This is a genomic window from Blochmannia endosymbiont of Camponotus sp. C-046 (assembly GCF_023585865.1).
Taxonomy (GTDB): Bacteria; Pseudomonadota; Gammaproteobacteria; order Enterobacterales; family Enterobacteriaceae; genus Blochmanniella.
Window position 1 is genome coordinate 169,370 of record NZ_CP097752.1, and the last position, 20,118, is coordinate 189,487.

18 protein-coding genes are annotated in these 20,118 nt (G+C 29.4%); 16 read left to right on the forward strand and 2 right to left on the reverse strand.

Annotated features, from left to right (window positions below):
• Positions 1-34: 34 nt before the first annotated feature.
• Positions 35-2,626 carry a ribonuclease E gene (gene rne, locus M9409_RS00695; RefSeq protein WP_250227039.1) on the reverse strand — a complete coding sequence of 864 codons (2,592 nt, stop codon included), beginning with the start codon at positions 2,624-2,626 and terminating at the stop codon, positions 35-37.
• A 508-nt stretch (positions 2,627-3,134) separates the two neighbouring features.
• Between rne and rluC the strand changes: the two genes are divergently transcribed.
• The 16 genes from rluC (at position 3,135) to M9409_RS00775 (ending at position 18,388) form a co-directional block, all read left to right on the forward strand.
• The gene (rluC, locus tag M9409_RS00700; RefSeq protein WP_250227040.1) at positions 3,135-4,151 is read left to right on the forward strand and encodes a 23S rRNA pseudouridine(955/2504/2580) synthase RluC; all 1,017 of its coding nucleotides are present in this window, start codon (positions 3,135-3,137) and stop codon (positions 4,149-4,151) included.
• Positions 4,152-5,051: 900 nt separating this feature from the next.
• Positions 5,052-5,222, forward strand: coding sequence for a 50S ribosomal protein L32 (gene rpmF, locus M9409_RS00705; RefSeq protein WP_250227041.1), 171 nt, complete (start codon positions 5,052-5,054; stop codon positions 5,220-5,222).
• 51 nt (positions 5,223-5,273) lie between these two features.
• Complete coding sequence (plsX, locus tag M9409_RS00710) at positions 5,274-6,281, forward strand: phosphate acyltransferase PlsX (RefSeq protein WP_250227226.1); 1,008 nt, start codon at positions 5,274-5,276, stop codon at positions 6,279-6,281.
• Between the two features lie 6 nt (positions 6,282-6,287).
• Positions 6,288-7,241, forward strand: coding sequence for a beta-ketoacyl-ACP synthase III (locus tag M9409_RS00715; protein ID WP_250227042.1), 954 nt, complete (start codon positions 6,288-6,290; stop codon positions 7,239-7,241).
• A 36-nt stretch (positions 7,242-7,277) separates the two neighbouring features.
• Positions 7,278-8,216 carry an ACP S-malonyltransferase gene (gene fabD, locus M9409_RS00720; protein ID WP_250227227.1) on the forward strand — a complete coding sequence of 313 codons (939 nt, stop codon included), beginning with the start codon at positions 7,278-7,280 and terminating at the stop codon, positions 8,214-8,216.
• Between the two features lie 29 nt (positions 8,217-8,245).
• The gene (fabG, locus tag M9409_RS00725; RefSeq protein ID WP_250227043.1) at positions 8,246-8,980 is read left to right on the forward strand and encodes a 3-oxoacyl-ACP reductase FabG; all 735 of its coding nucleotides are present in this window, start codon (positions 8,246-8,248) and stop codon (positions 8,978-8,980) included.
• 135 nt (positions 8,981-9,115) lie between these two features.
• On the forward strand, positions 9,116-9,373 hold the full coding sequence (acpP, locus tag M9409_RS00730) for an acyl carrier protein (RefSeq protein WP_250227044.1): 258 nt from the start codon (positions 9,116-9,118) through the stop codon (positions 9,371-9,373).
• Between the two features lie 624 nt (positions 9,374-9,997).
• The gene (gene pabC / locus M9409_RS00735; RefSeq protein WP_250227045.1) at positions 9,998-10,822 is read left to right on the forward strand and encodes an aminodeoxychorismate lyase; all 825 of its coding nucleotides are present in this window, start codon (positions 9,998-10,000) and stop codon (positions 10,820-10,822) included.
• 369 nt (positions 10,823-11,191) lie between these two features.
• Positions 11,192-11,830: a dTMP kinase gene (gene tmk, locus M9409_RS00740; protein ID WP_250227046.1), complete on the forward strand. Its 639-nt coding sequence runs from the start codon at positions 11,192-11,194 to the stop codon at positions 11,828-11,830.
• Positions 11,831-11,836: 6 nt separating this feature from the next.
• Positions 11,837-12,841 (forward strand): DNA polymerase III subunit delta' C-terminal domain-containing protein, encoded by a 1,005-nt coding sequence (locus M9409_RS00745; protein WP_250227047.1) that lies wholly within the window; start codon positions 11,837-11,839, stop codon positions 12,839-12,841.
• A gap of 16 nt (positions 12,842-12,857) precedes the next feature.
• Positions 12,858-13,643 carry a YchF/TatD family DNA exonuclease gene (locus tag M9409_RS00750; protein ID WP_250227228.1) on the forward strand — a complete coding sequence of 262 codons (786 nt, stop codon included), beginning with the start codon at positions 12,858-12,860 and terminating at the stop codon, positions 13,641-13,643.
• Between the two features lie 280 nt (positions 13,644-13,923).
• A complete protein-coding gene (locus M9409_RS00755) occupies positions 13,924-14,292 on the forward strand; it encodes an HIT domain-containing protein (protein WP_250227048.1) in 369 nt (122 codons plus the stop codon).
• A 219-nt stretch (positions 14,293-14,511) separates the two neighbouring features.
• Entirely contained in the window at positions 14,512-15,021 is a 510-nt protein-coding gene (locus tag M9409_RS00760) for a penicillin-binding protein activator LpoB (protein WP_250227049.1), read from the forward strand.
• 221 nt (positions 15,022-15,242) lie between these two features.
• Positions 15,243-16,448, forward strand: coding sequence for a lipoprotein-releasing ABC transporter permease subunit LolC (gene lolC / locus M9409_RS00765; RefSeq protein ID WP_250227050.1), 1,206 nt, complete (start codon positions 15,243-15,245; stop codon positions 16,446-16,448).
• Positions 16,441-17,142 carry an ABC transporter ATP-binding protein gene (locus M9409_RS00770; protein WP_250227051.1) on the forward strand — a complete coding sequence of 234 codons (702 nt, stop codon included), beginning with the start codon at positions 16,441-16,443 and terminating at the stop codon, positions 17,140-17,142. Before lolC ends, M9409_RS00770 begins: the two co-directional genes overlap by 8 nt.
• A 10-nt stretch (positions 17,143-17,152) precedes the next feature.
• Complete coding sequence (locus M9409_RS00775; RefSeq protein ID WP_250227052.1) at positions 17,153-18,388, forward strand: FtsX-like permease family protein; 1,236 nt, start codon at positions 17,153-17,155, stop codon at positions 18,386-18,388.
• Between the two features lie 279 nt (positions 18,389-18,667).
• On the opposite strand, the gene purB is transcribed toward M9409_RS00775, so the two are convergent.
• Complete coding sequence (purB, locus tag M9409_RS00780; RefSeq protein ID WP_250227229.1) at positions 18,668-20,047, reverse strand: adenylosuccinate lyase; 1,380 nt, start codon at positions 20,045-20,047, stop codon at positions 18,668-18,670.
• Between the last annotated feature and the right edge of the window lie 71 nt (positions 20,048-20,118).

A 20,118-nucleotide genomic window follows, 5' to 3' on the forward strand; every position in this document is an offset into this window, starting at 1 on the left:
ATTGCAGAAGTTATGTTATGTTTATTTAATAATTTTATTGTATTTTCTTTAAGGTAATTTTTTCTCGACGTTGTTGTAATCGGTATTTAAAATTTATACGAAAATGACGAGAAGATCGACGTAAACGGTGAGTCAGTTGTATACGGTTATTGTTATTTTTCTGGGATATGTTGTTGTCGCTATACTGAACAGTGTTATAATTAATACGACTAGTATTATTGATATTTTTTGGCATATGTAGAGTATTTAATTCTAAATAAGAGGCATGCATATTTTTAGAATTATCAAAAGTATTAGAGTGTACCTCGGTAACGGTGGTTTTTTTTTCAAAAACATGGGGATCTTTTGTATTATATATTCTATGAGTATCAATATTTGTGGGTACTAGTGGTTCTTTATGTATCTTCATGCGTAAAGGGTGTTCAGATTGCTGATGTTTTAGCCATATCCAATGTTTTGTATGATGCATCTTGTTTAAGTACTTATGTGTAATATTGTGTTTATGTCTTTTTTTATATTCTTGTATAGGTGGTTTTTGCGTTATTTTTTTGATAAGTTGTGTCGGATTGGTGTAACAAGGGGTAGCTGCAGATTTATCAACATTATCAATATATTTCGATAGAAGATCAGTGTGATTATCGTTATTAAAATAATTTATTATTTTTTTATGATTATTTAATTCAGTTTTGTTTTTTGTGTGATGGATATGATTTTTTTTCTTAATATTGCTATATTTATAATGAAAATTTTGATATGACCGAACATAATGATTTACGTCCCGAGATAGTCTATGTTGGTATATTTTTTTAGTGTATACCCGATTATTGTTTTTAGTGATTGTTTGTGATAATATTTGTTTCAAATTATTATAGCTTGTGATAAAAACACCGAGTATTTTATGGTAATGATTTTTGATTTTATCAAACCATGATATTTCTTTGTTTGATTTAGATTGCAAATTGCAATGTGCATAATAAAAATTTTTATTGTAGGTAGGTATTAAATTTAATGAGGTATTTATCGTTGACTGTGGGTTTTTTAAAGTATCATTATAATTTGAAGCAATTATTTCTCCTGGTGTTGTTGAGGATTGGGTTGTTTCGTAATCTTGATGTGTTGCTAATAAATAGCTTGGTTTATTGTTTGTTTCTCCTTTACGTATGCGCCGTACTTCATAATTTGGAGTTTTCATTTGTTCATAAGGTACTATGATAGCGCGCACTCCTTTTTGCCGTTGTTCTATATCACTGATAGCTTTTCGTTTTTCATTCAGTAAATATGAGGCGATAGCTACAGGAACTATCGCATGTACTTCATAAGTATTATCCTTCAGAGCTTCTTCTTCAATTAAACGTAAAATAGATAAAGAAAGGGATTCATTGTCACGAATGCTTCCTGTGCCGCTGCAACGCGGGCAAATGTAATGACTTAATTCTCCGAGCGATGTGCTTAACCGTTGTCTAGATAGTTCTAATAGCCCAAATTTAGAAATATGTCCCATTTGAATCCTAGCGCGATCCTGATGAACCGCTATTTTAAAGCTGTTCTCAATTTCTCGTTGATGTCGAATTGGAGTCATGTCTATGAAATCTATAACAATTAATCCACCTACATCACGAAGACGTAACTGACGTGCTATTTCATCAGTTGCTTCTAAATTGGTATGAAAAGCTGTATCTTCAATATCTGCTCCTTTAGTAGAGCGAGCAGAATTGATATCGATTGCTGTTAAAGCTTCAGTAGTGTCTATGACAATGGACCCTCCAGACGGCAATCTTACTTCTCGTTGGAACGCTGATTCTATTTGGGATTCTATCTGGTAGTGACTAAATAACGGAATATCTCCGTTATAAAATTTTATTTTTTTAGCAAAATCTGGACGCCCTAAAGAAGTTATATGTTCTTTGGCTACATTCAGAATTTTGGGATTATCAACTAAAATTTCTCCTATATCTGGGCGTAAATAATCTCGAAATGCACGTACAATAACATTACTATCCTGATGAATTAAAAAAGGAGCTAATTGTTTTTCTGCAGTATTTTTAATAGTTTTCCAATGTTGTAAGAGAGAAGTTAAATCCCATTCTAATGATTCGACAGATTTCCCCAAACCAGCAGTACGGATAATTAAGCTCATTCCTTCAGGTAATTCTAAAGTAGATAGAATTTCTTTTAATTCAATACGATCGTTGCCCTCAATTCTTCTTGATATACCACTAGATTTGGGGTTATTTGGCATAAGTACTAAGTAGCTACCTGCTAAACTAATAAAAGTAGTTAACGCAGCGCCTTTGTTTCCTCTTTCTTCTTTATCTATTTGTACAATTAGTTCTTGTCCTTCACATAAAATTTCTTTAATATTAGATTTATTATAGGAAGATGAGGAAGGAAGGAAATATTCGTGCGAGATTTCTTTTATAGGAAGAAATCCGTGTCGTTCGACTCCATAATCTACAAATACTGCCTCTAAACTAGGTTCAATTCGGATAATTTTTCCTTTATAAATGTTTGATTTTTTCTGTTCATGACCTATTGTTTCAATATCTAGATCATATAATCGTTGTCCATCTACTAATGCTACTCGTAATTCTTCTTTTTGAGTAGCGTTAATTAACATTCTTTTCATTATAATTTTTGCTCAATGTTGATATATTGAAATGTAGATATTTTGATTTAAATATCTAATTATTTTTTAGTATTTTTAAGTTTGATGTTTAATAGATTTATATTTACATATTTAAATGTATAATTATTTTTGTCTAGAAGGTTCCTGGAATTGTTAATCACCACATATTTATGTAAATCATATTATATGAGTTATCGATAGACTTATTGTATTGTATATAGCATCATTATGAATGATTATTTATTTTGTAGAATATATCAGTTATAAGTAATTCTACTGTAATCAATGAACTAATAATTGTACTTGATATTGGATTAAAAATAACATTATAAAAATATATATGTATGAATTAAATTTTTTTAATTGAAAATTATTAGTCATATATATAATTATATCAGTTTTAAAGTATTTAGTCATACAGTTTGAATTAGATTGCTAAAATTGTAATTTTTCCATTATCTTTTATTATCATTATATTAAAACAATTATGTAATTACCATGGTTTCTTATGAAAGAACATGATATTCAGGTACATTTTATTAGAATTTCTTCAAATGTTTCTGGTCAAAGAATTGATAATTTTTTGTATACTTATTTAAAAGTAGCACCTAAATCTATGATTTATAGAATTATACGCACTGGTGCAATACGCGTTAACAAGAAAAGAATTAAATTTCAGTATAAATTAAAAGTAGGAGATTTATTAAGAGTTCCTCCTTTACAAGGAATGAAAATAAATAGATTTAATACGAAATATATGAAGGAAGTGGCATTTTTACAGAATATCATAATTTATGAAGATGATTATTTATTAGCACTGAACAAGCCTACTGGTATTGCTGCGCATGGAGGAAGTGGTCTTAAATTTGGTGTTATTGAGGGATTGCGAGCGTTGCGTCCTAAAGCACAGTTTTTAGAATTAGTTCATCGTTTAGATCGAGAAACTTCTGGTGTATTATTAGTGGCGAAAAAACGCACTGCTTTAGTGTATTTACATGAACAGTTACGTTTACAAAATATGAAAAAGGAATATTTAGCGTTGGTACATGGAAGATGGGATGTAAATCTACAAATAGTATCCGTTCCATTGTTAAAAAAAAATACTTTACTTAATAGTAACAAAGTTGTTTGCATAGATTCAGAAAATGGAAAATCTTCTACGACTCATTTTAAAATTAAAGAATATTTTAATAACGTAGCGACTTTGATGATAATTAAACCTATTACTGGGCGTACACATCAGATTAGAGTGCATACTCAATATACTAGTCACCCTATTGTGGGAGATAGACGGTATGGTAATTGTCAATCTAATGCTCGATTTAAACGATTTGGATTTAATCGATTATTTCTACATGCTTCTATATTGCGTTTTATACATCCAAATACAAAAAAAAAAGTCTATATATATGCGCCATATGACCAATTATTTCACAATTGCTTATTTTTTTTAAGAAATTTAGTTGTAAATAGTTATGATTGTCCACTGGAAAATATTAATAGAAATATAGGTAATATGAAATAATTAAATTTTTTTATTGTTAATTTCTGTTAAAAAGCATGATATGCGCAATTTTATTTTGAAATAATTAAATTCTATTTGTTTTAAATAAAAAAATAATTAAATGAACATTAACGTTATTGCTTTTTTAATAAAAAACATTTTAGGAAACAATGAATCTTTTGAAGTACCGTACAATTCAATTGTTCTATGCAGTTAATATTATTTTCAAATATTCAAATCATTTGATGTTAAAAAATAAAAAGTTAATTGATTGTTGTGATGAGTTATAAAGTGCGTATATATATTAATGATGAATAAAGATCTTATAGTTATAATGAGTCATCTAATATAATTCATTAAAATTATATATATATATATTAGTGCATGGAATTTTGTTAATTAAAAATATCGTGAAATTTTATTAATTGAATTCATGTATTGAGTGATTGATATTAAAGGATTTTTTAATATATCTTAAAATGATGTGTGCTTGTTTTTTAAAAGTTAGTAAATTCGTAAAATGAAGACAGTAAAATACAGTACTATAATATATTGTTTTCTTCTTGTATTAGATCATTGTTATATATTTTAAATGTATAAATATATGAGTATATGTGTGAATTTAGTGATTATATGTGATTATTTTTTGAACAGTTTAGAAGAATGTTTTGTGATAATGCAAAGAAGTAGTTTTAATGAATAAAAAATTATATTTGCGGAACGATAGATAATTAATCAATAATATATTACTCTGGTGAGTAATTGTGTATATATTGAAAATAAACAATATTTCTATCTGAAAAAATTATAATTATGTGATTAAATAAATGTATATTTTAATCATTTAGTTGATTTCATTAATATTAGATGCAGTCTTTAAGTAATCAATAATATTGAAACATATCAAAAGGAGAGTATAGCATGGCCGTACAACAAAATAAATCTACTCGTTCTAAAAGAGGGATGCGTCGCTCTCATAATGCGTTGCGATCAGTTACTATATCAGTAGATCGGATATCTGGAGAAATACATCGACGTCATTGTATTACTTTTAATGGATTTTATCGAGGCCGAAAAATGATTGAGAAGTAATTTTTGAAAAACGATATACAATTACAAAATTTAGTTGTTGCATTAGATGCAATGGGTGGCGATTTTGGTCCTGTTGTGACGGTACCTGCTTCTTTACAAGCGTTATCTTTATATCCAAAACTCAGGTTATTACTTGTCGGAAATCCTGATGCGATTGTGCCTATATTGGAAGCATCAAAATCTATAGGTCTTGATAGATTAACTGTTATTCCATCAAAATCGGTAATAAGAGGAGATGTAAGACCTGCACAGGCAATCAGGGTAAGCAAAGATACCTCGATGCGTGTAGCTTTAGAGCTTATCAAGTCAGGTCACGCTCAAGCTTGTGTTAGCGCAGGAAATACAGGGGCTCTCATGGGTTTATCTAAATTGGTGCTTAAATCTGTACATGGTATTGAACGTCCTGCTTTAACAACGTTGCTGCCACACCAAAAACAAGGAAAAACTGTTATTTTGGATTTAGGAGCCAATATTTCATGTGATGGCTCAATGTTAGTACAGTTTGCGATTATGGGTGCAGTATTATCAGAGCAAATTTTAGGAGTAAGTAATCCAAGAGTAGCATTATTAAATATCGGATCAGAAGAAACTAAAGGATTAGATAATATTCGTCACGCTTCAAAGGTATTGCATACTATTTCATCAATTCATTATGTTGGTTATATTGAGGCAAATGATTTATTAATGGGGAAAACAGATGTTTTGGTTTGTGATGGATTTATCGGTAATATTACTTTAAAGACTATGGAAGGAGTTATAAGAGTGATTTTATCAACATTACAATCGTCAGGAAAAAAAAATAAGCTAAACTGGTATATGAAAATTATTAATTTTTGGATCAAAAAGTATTTATTTAATCAATTTAGTCAATTTAACCCTGATTGCTATAATGGCGCTCATTTAGTAGGCCTACGCAACACGGTAATAAAAAGTCATGGCGCAGCTAATCAACGCGCATTTATTGCGGCTATCGCGCAGGCAATGCACTCTGTGGAACGGGAGGTTCCTGAAAAAATTTCTCATCAATTAAGTGTAGTATTATCTAAAAATAATCATTAAATATACATGTTTACTAGAATTCTTGGAACAGGGAGTTATTTACCTCAACATATTAGATCTAATATTGTTTTAGAAAAAATGGTAAATACATCACATGAGTGGATTGTCGCACGTACTGGTATTCAAGAACGTCGTATTTCAAGTCCTGATGAAACTGTTGCCAAAATGGGTTTTTTTGCTGCTAAACGAGCTTTAGATATGTCTTGTGTGCATGCTGATAAAGTAGGGATTATTATTGTCGCGACTACATCTTCTAGTCATGCGTTTCCTAGTTCAGCATGTCAAATTCAACGCGATTTACATATACGAGACACTATTGCTTTCGACTTATCGGCAGCTTGTTCTGGATTTGTTTATGCACTGGGTGTAGCAGATCAATATGTTAAAAATGGCAGTGTAGATTATGCTTTAGTTATAGGTTCAGATACTTTAAGTCATGCTCTAAATCCTAGAGATCGTGGAACATTGATTTTATTTGGAGATGGAGCAGGAGCGGTAGTACTGGGAAGATCAAAAACACCAGGTATTATTTCTATTCATTTACATGCAGATGGAGATCGCGGGGATTTATTGACTCTTCCCAATTGCAATAGGAAGAGTCCTGCTATATCTAATTATTTGACTATGTCTGGCAATAAAGTATTTAAAATAGCTGTTTCTGTTTTAGCACGCGTTATTGATGAAACTTTAAATGTCAATAATTTACGTCAAGATGAGTTGGATTGGTTGGTACCTCATCAGGCTAATTTGAGAATTATTTCTGCTACTGCTAAACGTTTAGATATGGATATGAGAAAAGTAGTAATTACACTTGATAGACATGGGAATACATCTGCAGCTTCTGTTCCTTTAGCGTTAGATGAAGCTGTACGTGATGGTCGTATTAAGTCAGGTCAATTAGTATTACTAGAAGCGTTTGGGGCTGGATTTACATGGGGTTCAGCGTTATTGAGGTTTTAAAAATAATAAAAAATTACAATAGGAATATTAATGATTATGAGTACATTAGCTATGATATTTCCGGGACAGGCAGCTCAAAAAGTAGGAATGTTAAGCACTCTTGCAGAACATTACCCGTTGGTAGAAGAGACTTTTTCTGAAGTATCGGGGGTATTAGGTTATGATATATGGAAATTAGTACAGAGCGGACCTGCTACAGAATTAAATAAAACTTATCGAGCACAGCCGGCTATTCTAACAGCTTCAGTGGCTGTTTGGAGAATATGGAAACAGAAGGGAGGTTGCATACCAAAGATAATGGCTGGTCATAGCTTAGGAGAATATTCTGCTTTAGTATGCTCGGGAAGCATGGATTTATGTTCTGCAGCTAAATTGGTTATGATACGTGGTATGTTAATGCAAGAAGTAATACCGGATGGAATCGGAGCAATGTCTGCAATTATTGGGTTAAGTGATGACATTGTTTGTGAATTATGTAAAGCAGCGCAACAAGATCAAATTGTTTCTCCCGCTAGTTTTAATGCGCCTGGACATGTAGTTATTTCCGGACATAAAGAAGCAGTAAATCGTGTCAACTTGTGTTGCAAAAATGCAGGAGCAAAACATGCATTTATGCTACCGATTAGTGTTCCGTCACATTGCTCACTAATGAAACCGGTGGTTGAAAGATTCAGAGAAGAATTAGAAAAAGTCACGGTCATTACTCCTAGAATACCAGTAATAAATAATGTTGATGTGTGCATTGAGTGGGAACCGAATGATATTCGTAGTGCATTAATACGACAATTATATACTCCAGTGCGTTGGAATGCAATCGTGCAATATTGTGTTCATCGAAAAATTAAGAGATTTGTAGAAATGGGACCTGGAAAAATATTAACTAGATTGATACATAGCACTATTAGTGATGCATTTAGTTTGTCAGTAAATGATCCTATTTCTTTATTAGACGCAATTAGAATTAATGAGAATTAATATATTTGTATAAGAGGAGTACATGTAGGATGAATTTTAATGAAAAAATTGTTTTAGTAACTGGTGCTCGTCGCGGTATTGGTCGTGCTATTGTCGAAACGTTTGCAATGTATGGGGCTACTGTCATAGGGACTGCAACTAGTGAATTAGGTGTTAAAGATATTAATAGATATTTAAGAAATCAAGGAAAAGGAATGCAATTAAATGTTACAGATAAATGTTCTATTGATCTTTTTTTTGAAAAAATACGCCAAGAATTTGGTAATGTTGATATATTAGTAAATAACGCTGGTATCGTTCAAGATAACATTTTGTTATATATGAAAGATGATGCATGGCAATCTGTTATTGATGTCAATTTAACTGCTGTATACCGTATGTCTAAAGCGGTAATAAAATCGATGATTAAAAAACATTATGGTAGAATTATTAATATTGGCTCTGTAGTTGGTCTTATGGGTAATGCTGGGCAATCAAATTATTCGGCTGCTAAATCAGGATTGATTGGGTTTACTAAGTCTTTAGCTCGTGAAGTTGCTTCTAGAGGCATTACGGTTAATTTGGTAACACCAGGATTTATTTGTACAGATATGGTTAAAAAATTAACTGATAAACAAAAAAATGATATTTTATTGCAGATACCGGTTAATCGTTTTGGAGATCCAAAAGATGTGGCCTATGCGGTAATATTTTTTGCTTCTGATCATTCAAATTATATCACTGGGCAGACGATGCATATTAATGGAGGAATGTATATGGGTTAATTTATTTTGTGTGATTTGTTGGAAATACAAATCTAAGAAAATAAAATGTAATTTTTATTCCTCGTTATGCAATGCGGTGTGTTTTATGTTATTGAATACTCTCGTATAAGCACATTTTGATAGGAAAATAAAAATATGAGCACTATAGAAGAAAAAGTAAAAACAATTATTTCTGAACAATTAGGGGTGAAACAAGAGGAAGTGGTAAATCATGCTTCATTTGTTGATGACCTTGGTGCGGATTCTCTGGATACTGTTGAGTTGGTTATGGCGTTAGAGGAAGAGTTTGATACTGAAATTCCAGATGAAGAAGCCGAAAAAATTACAACTGTTCAGGCAGCAATAGATTTTATTACCAGTCATCATCAACGAAATAAAAGCAATGAATTATAAAATGATATATTTATTTTGTTGTATTAAGTAAGATATAAATGATGTTTGGTAAATTATATTTTTAATTCGTTGATATGGAATTGAATTCTATTGGAGATAGTTCTTGAGACGTATGTAATTAATTTAATGTGCATGTAGAATTTTTTTTATATAATTTAGTAAAATTATATTGGTATAGCACTTCACTTTAAGTATATATTATTGATTAGTGATTCACTGAATTATTTTAATAAATAAAATCGAATACTAGTATGCAATACTAGTAATAATATATGAATATTTAAATATAGTAATGCACTTTTATAGTGCACATTGTTTATATGAATATCAACGTTTTTTGATTATAAAATGGAAGATATTATAAGTGTTGCATGACAATGAGATTAAAATAAAAAATTTGTACGCGTAGAGATATAAAGTGGCGGGAATTTATTATATATGCGTTGATATTGTATGTGTTAATATATATTTATATTTGTATTTGTGTTGATGTGACAACGTGCAGTGTATATAAATAAAAAATAATGTTTGTCTTTTTTATGTATGCTCATTCAGAAATTGTAGCATTTGGTTATACGAATAAATTTATTCATCATTATTAAAGGTTGATTAATTGAGATTAAAATGTATTGGGTGAATGGAATTTCAAAAAAAACAATATTGTTAAATAATCGTGCTTTACATTTTGGAGATGGATTTTTCACGACTGCTAGATTACAGAATGGAAAAATAGATTTTTTAGATTGGCATATGGATAGATTGGTCTGTTCAGCGAGAAGGTTAATGTTTAATAATTTTAATTTCAATCTTCTTCATAAAGAAATGCAGCAGGCAGCTGCATATAACGATATGTATAGTGTTATTAAAGTAATAATAAGTAGAAATAATAGTTACGGATTATATGGATATCAATGCAACAATGATATTGAGCCATTACGTATCATTCATGTTAGTCGATTACCAAAATATTATATGCGCTGGATTCATTATGGAATTCGTTTGAGAACGAGTGTTGTGCGTTTAGCACGTAACTCTTTTTTAGCAGGGATTAAACATCTCAATAGATTAGAACAAGTTATGATTTCCATTTGGTTAAGTAAAAATAAAGCAACTGATGAAGCTTTAGTTTTGGACACTGATGGAAATGTTATAGAATGTTGCAGTGCTAATATTTTTTGGAGATATAAATACCAAGTATTTACTCCATCTTTATATCATGCTGGTGTTAATGGAACTATGCGTCAATTGGTATTAAAATTGTTGCCAAAATTAGGATACTGTATACGGGAAGTAACGGTTGGACCTGAACATTTGAAAAGTGCAAATGAGGTTTTTATTACAAATTCTTTGTTACCATTAGCGTCAGTTAATTCAATTGATGATTGTTTATATTCAGATAGAACATTATTTTGTTTGCTACGTTCTCACATTATACATAATAAAATTTAAATATTTTTAATGTCATTAAATAACATGCAAAAAATATTTCTGATATTTGTTGGTAGCATTATATGTTGTGTCAATGTATTCGAGAGTAACTAATGATTTTAATAATAATTGTTATTAACGATGATATCATCATGTAGTGTGAACAATGATATTTGAATTCGTGTGGTGTAAATCATTATTGTTGTATTTTTAGAATTAATTAGATTTTATTGTTTTTGATTTTGTGGTTATATAGTTGAAAAGATACGATTAGAGGGTATATAAGAATTATACTTTAATTGCTGTTTATTTTTATAAATATGTGAAATTTGATGTGATTTTAATAAGTAATTAAATAACAATGATCACACAATCTTATATCAGGATGTTATGGAAAATAGGTTTATAACAATTGAAGGGTTAGATGGTTCTGGAAAAACTACTATTGCTTATAGAATAAGTAAATACTTAAATCAATATGGTATCACTAATATTTTGACCACTCATGAACCCGGAGGAACTCCGGTTTCGGATTTGTTACGTGTATTAATTAAATACGGTGGTCCTATGAGTGAGCCTATTGATAGTATATCAGAATTATTGATGATATACGCTGCACGATTGCAATTAGTAGAAAATGTTATTAAGCCAGCTTTATCTAAAGGTTATTGGGTAATTGGGGATAGATTTGATTTATCTTCTCAGGCATATCAAGGAGGTGGGAGAGGCATTGATACATTTTTATTGCATACTTTATCAAATAAGATTACGAATAACTTATCTCCAGATTTGACATTTTATCTTGATATTTCTCCGGAATTAAGCATGTCTCGTGTAAATCATAGAAAGAAATTGGATCGTATTGAACAAGAACCACTGAGTTTTTTTAATCGTGTACGCTCTTGTTATAAAAAATTAGCTTCTGAAAAAAAAAATATTATCACGATTGATGCTACTCAAAATTTAGAAGAAGTTTCTGTTTCGATTTATAGACATTTAGATTGGTGGTTCTTACACTCATGGGAATAAGTTATAATGATACGGTATCCTTGGTTAAATATTATTTATAATCAAATATTAAATGCTTATCGAAAAGATAGAGGACATCATGCATTACTTTTGAATAGTAAACGAAACAATGGTGAAAATACTTTGATTTATGCTATTGCGCGTTGGTTGATTTGTTCTCGTCCTAACGAGAATCAATACTGCAATATTTGTTATGATTGTAGATTAATGAATGTAGGGCATCATCCAGATTATTATGAAATCAGTCCTGAGAATAATACTCAAACTATAGGTGTAGATACTATTCGGGTGTGCATTAATTCTATATACAACCATGCACACCAAAATAAAGTAAAAATAATCTATGTAAAAAAACATGTGGAATATTTAACTGATCAGGCTATTAACGTATTATTAAAAACACTTGATGATCCTCCAACAAATACTTATTTTTTTTTAAAAACTCGAGATTGTATGAGAATGTCACTGACGTTGTTAAGTAGATGTATGCGATGGTCTATTATATCTCCGAAGGAATCGATCGGATTGCAGTGGTTAATGAAAAATCGAGAAGGGATAAATAATATTTTGTTGGCGCAATGTGCATTACGTTTATGTGATGGGTCCCCTATAGAAGCTGAAGAAATGTTTAAATTAGGTTTATGGAAACAACGATTAGATTTATGCAAATGTATACATTATGTAATTACAAACAGGGATTTTTTAAAACTTGTTCCATTTTTAAGTACTTGTAAAAATGATATGTATTTGTATTGGTTGATAACTGTACTTGTCGATGCATTAAAATGGAAGCAAGGGATAAAAAAAAGATTTATAATAAATTTAGATCAATTCGAACTAATTACTGTTGTTACAGTGCATTGGGACATTGTGTCTTTAAGTCGTCAGTTACAACAATGGTTGGTGTTGTCACGTTATTTTCAAGAATTTAATAATGTTGATCGCGAATTATTATTAACTTATCGATTATTAAATTGGCAACAAGGTACTGTTGAATCTTGTTGGCATTAATGGGGTATATAATGCTATGTTTTTAGTGGATTCTCATTGTCATCTAAATCAATTAAGTTATCCAAATATTCATAAAAATGTATCAGATGTTTTGAATAAAGCTAAAACCAAGGGAGTTCAGTTGGTTTTGTCGGTGAGCCTCACTATGTCGGATTATGATGATATGGTGAAATTAATTGGATATAGAAGTGATGTTGTGTTTTCTTGCGGAGTACATCCTACATATGTATATAATGTTAAGAATGTTGATAGTGAAAAATTGTATATTTTGTCTTCTAAAAGGAATGTAGTAGCTATCGGTGAAACTGGATTAGATTATTATCATAAATTAGAATCAGATAGTAAAAAAAAACAACAAAATGCATTTCGAGAACATATTCGGGTTGCTAAAGCAGCAAAAAAGCCAATTATTGTACATAGCCGTGATTCCTGTAAAGATACTATCACTCTTTTACGCTCAGAATCGGCAGAAGAGTGCGGGGGTATATTACATTGTTTTAGCGAAGGTATAGATGCTGCAAGATTGTTGTTAGATCTCAATTTTTATATATCTTTTTCTGGAATGATAACGTTTACTAAATCTTATATGATGAAAGAAGTAATTAAATATGTACCTTTTGATCGTATTTTATTAGAAACTGATTCTCCTTATTTAACTCCAGTTCCTTATAGAGGACAAGAGAATCAACCTGCTCGCATATATGAAATTGCTAAATATGTAGCATTTATAAAAAATATGGATATGGATGAATTAGCAGTTATCACTACATCTAATTTTCGTACCTTGTTTCATTTGAAATAAAATTATAGGTAGTATGTATGTGATACACATGGTATGTATGAATAGATTATTTTTCGTATTTTTATTAATTTTTAGGATGTGATAATTATACTGAATGTATTATGTGTCAGTAAGTGTAAGATTCATCTCTATAGTAATAATAGGGGAAAAATATAGAAATAGTATATAAAAATAAATATAGTTGTAGTCTATATGTTGTTATGTTAGGAGTGTAATATTGGTTAATGCGTTTAAAAAAATCATTGTAGGATTTCTATTATTTGTAGAAATGGGATAAGTTATGAAAAAAGACAATATTTTTATAAATATTATTCAAAAAAAAGTCAAAACTGATATCTTATATCAAGATGAGTTAGTTACTGCTTTTTATGATTTACATCCTAAGGCGCCGGTTCATGTATTGATTGTTCCTAATATTTTGATTCCTACTGTTAATCAGGCAACAATTCATGATGAAATAATGTTGGGTAGGTTATTTATAGTGGCAGCAAAAATTGCTGAACAAAAGAATATACATGTGTCAGGTTATCGTTTAATAGTGAATTGTAATAATCATGCCGGTCAAGAAATTTATCATCTCCATATGCATTTGTTAGGTGGGAAACCTTTAGGTCCTTTGTTACAACAAGATAATAACAAGTTTAATTAAAAATAAATTGTTCATCATCATCAGTTTTGTGTATTTTCTTAAATAAGAAGGTGTACTTGTTTATATATATGTACGATATGTGAACAATAATGTGCGTCGCTTGTTGAATGAAATTCATGTTATTAAATAAAAATTTTTTGTAATAATATTTATTTTATTGTTATCAACAACATCTTATATATAATTGTGAATAAACAAATAATATATCTATTTCTTAGTATGATTGTTTTAGATGACCATGTTGGGGTATGTAACAATAATGTACCTATTTTGACGACCAAACCTACTTTATTAACACCATCAAAAATTAATTTAATTAATTGGCAACCGGTGTTATTAAAAATGTTACAAAGTGTATTTTTTTTTGATAATATTGAACGTGATAGCGTGTTATTAGTAAACATAGTAAATAATAAAACTAATGGTATTTTGCAGGCTAGTAAAATTACGGATATTTTAATTCGTTATATTGCAGATAATACCCAAAAGTATAATGTTGTCGATATGAAAGTATTGTATTCTGTGTATAGAGAATGGGGGGTGTTTCCAGAAGATAATAGAAATTCTTATAATTTTTCTATTAAAATAGCAAATTACTTAAAAGCGAATTATATTTTGTATAGCATTGCTTCTGGAGATTCAGTACAACCAAATTTAGAATTGCAATTGATATCAGTTAAAACTGGTGAGATTTTACGTATTGTTAATAGTTCTGTAGGATATAAATAGTTGTTTAAGAGTATGGATATACTGGGAATGTAAAGATTCTTTTGATGTATTGAAAATGCAATACTGAGAAATAATTCAGTGATTAAAATTTGATTACATAATTATATGTATTTTTTTATAAATATTGCGTCTATATGCAGATGTGCATTTCATTATATATTTCATATAATATAAAATATATAATTGTTTTTATATTTATGGGGTGATCCAAACAAATATTGATGCATCGATCAACTATATTATTTATTGCGATACGTTATATTTTGGGAAAATCGATAGATCAATTTGGTCGGTATATTTATTGGGTTTCTAGCGTTGCAATTATGATAGGTGTGATGGCTATGATAACTGTATTATCGGTCATGAATGGTTTTGAGCGTGAGTTTAAACAGAATCTTCTTAATTTCATACCTCATGCATTACTTACGACTCCCAAAGGATACGTACATGTTAAAGATGAACCAAACTCAGTATTAGATCAGTTACACAATATCATACGTAATCAACCGTTGGTAGTATCCAATGTGATACTACAAAGTGCTAAGAAAATATCGTTTGGAGTTATGTTAGGGATTGATCCAAACTTTTTTGAACCATTATGTAATTATTTAGTAAATAAACATGAAAATCAATTAATTTTAGGAAAATATTACGTAATTATTGGTTCAACATTAGCAAAACAACTTAAAGTACGTATTAATGATCAAGTTCGTTTAATTATTCCTTCAGTTATGCAGAAGACTCCTATTGGCTATATTCCCAGTCAACGTTTGTTTACAGTGTTAGATATTTATATTACTAATAGTGCAGTTGATTCTTATCAAGTATTAGTTCATCAATCAGATGCTTCTGCGTTAATGCATTATCCATCAGAATGTGTTACTGGATGGCGTTTATGGCTACATGAACCTTGTTTACTCGCTAACTACATTCAAAAAGTGCGATTGTATAAAGACTGGGTTTGGAAAGATTGGAGAGAATATCAGGGATCTTTATTTCAAGCGATGAAAATAGAAAAAAATGTAATGTCTTTATTGTTAAGTTTAATTATAATAGCAGCAGGTTTTAATATTGTTTCTTTTTTAGTGTTATTAATATTAGAAAAAAGAACAGACATTGCAATACTTAAAACATATGGTTTTACTCGCCGACAGATTGTCTTTATTTTTATGATTCAAGGAATTACTAATGGTTTTTTTGGAATTGTGTTAGGAACAGTATCAGGGGTATTATTATCTCATAAATTAAATCAAATATTATTGTTTTTTAAAATACTTCCCAATACTATATTTCTACCTATAGAAATAAAATATTCTCAAATATTAAGTATAATGTTCATTACGTTTAGTATAATCTTATTAGCTACATTATATCCTTCGTGGCGTGCAGCTTCTTTTCATCCTGCAAAAATTTTACGTTATGACTGATATCCCATTGTTGTATTGTGTTCGGTTAACAAAATATTATCAACGTGCTGATTTTTTAATTAAAGTGTTGAATTGTATTACTTTGACTATTCAAACTAATGAAATTGTTGCTGTAGTAGGGACATCTGGCTCTGGTAAGAGTACATTGTTACATTTGCTTGGAGGATTAGATAAACCAACTGAGGGGAAGGTATTTTTTGAGGGCCATGGGTTACATCAATTAACTGACAATGAACGCGCTATGATACGTAATAAACGTATAGGGTTTGTTTATCAATTTCATCATTTATTGTCAGATTTTAATGTTTTAGAAAATGTAGCAATGCCCTTGTTGATTGGAGGTCTTGAGTTTAATCAATCAAAAAATAAAGCGCAATGCGTATTAGAATCAGTTGGATTAATAAATCGAATTCATTCTTTTCCTCATGAATTATCTGGAGGAGAAAGTCAACGAGTTAGTATAGCTCGAGCTATCGTAAATAATCCAGTTTTAATATTAGCTGATGAACCAACCGGTAATTTAGATCAAAAAAATTCAGATAATATTTTTCAATTATTAAAAGATCTGAATACATGTTATGGCACAACATTTATAATAGCAACTCATGATTTGAATTTGGCTAAGCAGTGTCATAAGATATTAATGATATCTAATGGTAAAATAAAACTGATGCAGCATGATTCGTTTAGGTAGTTATTTATAGATGATGTTATCTTTTCAAATTGCATTAAAATTTTATCGAGGTTCGAGTAGTAATGTTTTATTATCTTCAATGTCTTTGATTTCCGTTATTAGTATTACTATAGGAATAATAATATCTATAATTGCATTAAGCACAATGAATGGTTTTGAATATGAATTAAATAATCGTATTTTGGCAGTTATTCCTCATGGAGAAATCGAACCAATAATAGCACCATTCATTGATTGGAAAACAGCTTTGAGATGTATTCGTCAGATACCAGATATTATTCATGCAACGCCTTATATTAATTTTTATGGAGTTGTTGAATTTAACAATAAATGGAATGTGGTTTATATTAGAAGTATAGATTTAAAGCAAAATTTATATGACAGTACATTGCTTAATTTTATAGAAAAAGATTCTTGGAAATATTTTTGTGAAAATATAGGACAAATTATTGTAGGGAAAGGCATATCAGAAAGTTTAGGAATTAAAGCAGGTGATTGGGTTACTGTTTTAACTACTAATGATTTTCGTTCGAATAATAAACTATTGTCATCTAAAAAAATTCGTTTACAAGTAGCTGGGATATTAAGTTCAAATAGTCAATTAGATTATAATATTGCTATAATGTCTTTATCAGACATACAATATTATTATGATAAAACATCAGATGTTTCAGGAATAGCTATTAAAATTAATAATATTTTTTCTGTTAATAGAATACTATATAAAATTAAAAGTATGCTTAACCATCAGGTTTATGTGTGTAGTTGGATGGAAACTTATGGATATATTTATAAAGATATTCAAATGGTTCGCATAATTATATATTTATCAATGATTTTAATTATAGGTATTTCTTGTTTTAATGTAATTGCTGCATTGATTTTGTCAATAAAAGATAAAAATTATGATATTGCGATAATGCGTGCGTTAGGAGCTAAAAGTATTTTAATTCAACGTGTATTTTTTTTGTACGGGTTAATTATTTACACGATTTCTGGTATTGTAGGTACTGGAGTGGGTGTCTTTATAACTTTTAATTTAACGAATTTTATTACAACATTTAATGGGCTATTAGGTAATAAAATTTTATCAGAAGGAGCTTATTTTGTTAATTTTTTACCTGTTAAGTTAAGTGAGTGGGACATATTATTGATATTAAGTATCACATTATTACTGGGTTCATTAACTAGTTGGTATGCAGCATCAAAAACAAGACGGGTTAATTTGTCTAAAATATTAAAATAATAGGTATATATTATGATTTTTTGTTAGAGTATCATTGATAGTTTTTTAAATAAGTAAGTAATATGATTAGGCTATATAATCGCATTATCAATAAAAAATTAAATTTAATAATAAATATAATAATATGATGCTGTATATATGGTTTATTATACATTATATTATTATAATGCGAGTATTTTGGTTTTTATGCATTAAATTAAATAGCAAACATTAGCTATATGTTACGATTGTTGTATCGTAATGATGATTGAATTACGTATGAATTGATTAATTATTTTATTATATTATATCAGTGATGTCATTTGTGATGTCTTCTGCTAAACCTGTGTAATCAAGTGGGGTAATTTTTTGTAATCTTTTTTTTTCTGTTGTTGGTAATGGCAATGATTCAATAAAAATTTTTATTTTTTCCGGATTAATTTCTGAGTTACTGACGAATTTTTTTGTACATTCATAAGATTTGTGTATATTGTGTCGTCGCATTACTGTTTGAATAGCTTCGCTTAATATTATCCAGTTTTTATTTAGTTCAGTTAACACGTATTGTTTGTTAACTTTCAGTGTTTTTATTCCTTTTAATGCGCTATGATAGGCAATTAAGGAATACCCCATTGCCATTCCTAGATTTCTTAGAACAGTAGAATCGCTTAAATCACGCTGCCAACGTGATATTGGTAATTTAGCAGAAAAATGATTCAACATGGCGTTTGCCAATCCTAAATTTCCTTCAGAATTTTCAAAGTCTATAGGATTTACTTTATATGGCATGGTAGAGGATCCAACTGTAGTAGTGTTATGATTTTGTTTAAAATAGTTGAGAGCAATATAACCCCATATGTCTCTATTAAAATTTATTAAGATGGTATTGAACCTTGCAATACAGTCGGATAGTTCGGCAATATAATCATGTGGTTCTATTTGTGTTGTATAAGGATTCCATTCCATACCTAAAGAGACAACAAATTCTTCACTGAATTTTCTCCAATTTATTTCTGGATATGCTATAACATGAGCGTTGTAGTTTCCTACAGCACCATTAATTTTTCCTAAAATTTTTATTGATCTTAATTGATAGTATTGACGCATCAAACGGTATGCAAAATTAGCCATTTCTTTCCCGATAGTGGAAGGAGTAGCGGGTTGTCCATGAGTTCTAGATAACATAGGAATATTTTTATAATGCAGACTCATTTTTTTTATTTCATTAATGATTTTTTTCCAAATGGGCAAAAAAACAGTTTTTCTAGTATTAGTCAGCATTAATCCATATGCAAGATTGTTAATATCGTCTGAAGTACAAGCGAAATGAATAAATTCACTGACTTTTTTTAGATTAGGTAATATGCTAATTTTTGATTTTAAAAAATATTCTATTGCCTTGAGATCATGATTAGTAATTTTTTCTATTTCTTTAATATGTTCTGCGTCTTTAATATTAAAATTGATTACTAGTTTATTTAAGAAATCACATTCAATTTCTGTAAAAGGTGGTATTTCTTTAATAGAAATTGTGTTGGCTATTTTTTTGAACCAATGAATCTCTATTTGAACGCGGAATTTTAGTAAACTGAATTCACTAAAAATATTACGTAAGGGATCAGTTTGTTTGTAATAACGGCCATCAATAGGAGATATAACAGTTAGGGGGGATAATGCTATCACATTTTTTCTCCTCTTTATAATTGTAATGGGATATTTATATTTTTATTATATTTAAATATTAAAAGTTT

Bases quoted from the DNA above. Each gene is read 5' to 3' on its own strand.
- rne (WP_250227039.1), bottom strand. From the start codon at position 2,626: ATGAAAAGAATGTTAATTAACGCTACTCAAAAAGAAGAATTACGAGTA.
- rluC (WP_250227040.1), top strand. From the start codon at position 3,135: ATGAAAGAACATGATATTCAGGTACATTTTATTAGAATTTCTTCAAAT.
- rpmF (WP_250227041.1), top strand. From the start codon at position 5,052: ATGGCCGTACAACAAAATAAATCTACTCGTTCTAAAAGAGGGATGCGT.
- plsX (WP_250227226.1), top strand. From the start codon at position 5,274: ATGGGTGGCGATTTTGGTCCTGTTGTGACGGTACCTGCTTCTTTACAA.
- M9409_RS00715 (WP_250227042.1), top strand. From the start codon at position 6,288: ATGTTTACTAGAATTCTTGGAACAGGGAGTTATTTACCTCAACATATT.
- fabD (WP_250227227.1), top strand. From the start codon at position 7,278: ATGAGTACATTAGCTATGATATTTCCGGGACAGGCAGCTCAAAAAGTA.
- fabG (WP_250227043.1), top strand. From the start codon at position 8,246: ATGAATTTTAATGAAAAAATTGTTTTAGTAACTGGTGCTCGTCGCGGT.
- acpP (WP_250227044.1), top strand. From the start codon at position 9,116: ATGAGCACTATAGAAGAAAAAGTAAAAACAATTATTTCTGAACAATTA.
- pabC (WP_250227045.1), top strand. From the start codon at position 9,998: ATGTATTGGGTGAATGGAATTTCAAAAAAAACAATATTGTTAAATAAT.
- tmk (WP_250227046.1), top strand. From the start codon at position 11,192: ATGGAAAATAGGTTTATAACAATTGAAGGGTTAGATGGTTCTGGAAAA.
- M9409_RS00745 (WP_250227047.1), top strand. From the start codon at position 11,837: ATGATACGGTATCCTTGGTTAAATATTATTTATAATCAAATATTAAAT.
- M9409_RS00750 (WP_250227228.1), top strand. From the start codon at position 12,858: ATGTTTTTAGTGGATTCTCATTGTCATCTAAATCAATTAAGTTATCCA.
- M9409_RS00755 (WP_250227048.1), top strand. From the start codon at position 13,924: ATGAAAAAAGACAATATTTTTATAAATATTATTCAAAAAAAAGTCAAA.
- M9409_RS00760 (WP_250227049.1), top strand. From the start codon at position 14,512: ATGATTGTTTTAGATGACCATGTTGGGGTATGTAACAATAATGTACCT.
- lolC (WP_250227050.1), top strand. From the start codon at position 15,243: ATGCATCGATCAACTATATTATTTATTGCGATACGTTATATTTTGGGA.
- M9409_RS00770 (WP_250227051.1), top strand. From the start codon at position 16,441: ATGACTGATATCCCATTGTTGTATTGTGTTCGGTTAACAAAATATTAT.
- M9409_RS00775 (WP_250227052.1), top strand. From the start codon at position 17,153: ATGATGTTATCTTTTCAAATTGCATTAAAATTTTATCGAGGTTCGAGT.